At 67.4% G+C, this 1,184-nt stretch carries 2 protein-coding genes; both read left to right on the top strand.

Annotation, left to right across the window (positions count from 1 at the left end; all coding sequences use genetic code 11):
• The coding region (locus tag V6U88_RS30140; protein WP_334458294.1) for a hypothetical protein at positions 1-251 on the top strand (251 nt) is incomplete at its 5' end.
• A gap of 120 nt (positions 252-371) precedes the next feature.
• On the top strand, positions 372-545 hold the full coding sequence (locus V6U88_RS30135) for a hypothetical protein (RefSeq protein ID WP_334458293.1): 174 nt from the start codon (positions 372-374) through the stop codon (positions 543-545).
• Positions 546-1,184 lie beyond the last annotated feature (639 nt).

The raw sequence follows: 1,184 nt of genomic DNA, 5'->3' as shown, positions 1-1,184 counted from the left end.
GCCACACTCCACGTCGCCGCGATCAACGAATGGCTCTGAACCAAGCTATGAAACACGGCCTAGTGCCGCGCGTCTCGTACGACGAGTACCTGTTCGCCGTCGCCTTGACCTTGGCCCGACGGCACCGGCCGGTCTGGTCATGGCGGCATTGGCGGCGCATCTGCCGCTGCGGCGCGAACCTGCCCTGCCGCAGCCGTCACCGCATCCCGATCAACCGCGGCCACTGGCCCCACCAGGACGGCTCGCGATGACCACTCACCATCCGATCAAGCCGGCCTGGACGTGCGGTGGCTGTGCAGGGGAGTGGCCCTGCAGGACCTCGCCCACGTCCCCGCCGGCCACCTGCACCACCGGTTCGTCGGCTGGACCCGATGAGCATCGTGCGAACCGGCGACGAGAAGTTCCACTACAGCGACGGCTCCCATCGGTGGATCCCGCCGGACCCCGACTACGACCAGGATGTCTGGAACGAGCAGGTCCGCCAGCACAAGCTAGGCCACCTAAGGAACGAGCGCCCGAAGGTCCGCATCCAACGCCTCGTCTGACGCCAGCAGTACAGCAGCGAAGTGCAGCAGCCGTGCCAGCCGAACCGGACCGAAGCGACCGCCACCAGGCCGGTTGGCCTCGCATCAAGCCCGTTCCGACCGCCTCGCCGAGAGTTCACACCGAAGAGGTCACTGGTTCGATCCCCGTATCGCTCACCATCGATGTATGCAGGTAGAAGCCCGTCGCCGGAGTCACTGGTAACGGTCTTCTTCGCTGTTGCCCCTTAAATTGGGAGCGCATTGGGAGCAGGGGTGTTCGACCTGCCCGCCGTCCTGCTGCCGAGCGGTGGCGCATCCGTGGGCGGGTAGTACAACGGCCCGGGCTGGACCATCAGCTGTGGCCTCCGGCCGACGCTGGCGGTCGCGGTCGCGGTGGTGGTGGCGGTGGCGGTGGCGGTGGCGGTGGAAAACCTGCCGCACGCGAAGGTGACTGCACTGCAACCCACGTCGCGGCGACATGCAGTCCCGCGCAGGTGAGCAACCAGAGCCCTCAGCCGACACTCATTTGAGTGGGCGGTGTCCGGCTCTCCCGACGGCGGTCGGCGGGCGAGGGGTGCTGACGATCTCTCCGCCTTGAAGGGCGGAGATTCCCTCCACGCTGCGCGTGGAACACGCGGCGTCCGGGCGGATTCCTGCTTC

This window comes from Micromonospora sp. CPCC 205739 (genome assembly GCF_036906795.1).
Lineage (GTDB): Bacteria > Actinomycetota > Actinomycetes > Mycobacteriales > Micromonosporaceae > Micromonospora.
This window is presented reverse-complemented; position numbering and strand designations above follow the sequence as displayed.

Bases quoted from the DNA above. Each gene is read 5' to 3' on its own strand.
- V6U88_RS30135 (WP_334458293.1), top strand. From the start codon at position 372: ATGAGCATCGTGCGAACCGGCGACGAGAAGTTCCACTACAGCGACGGC.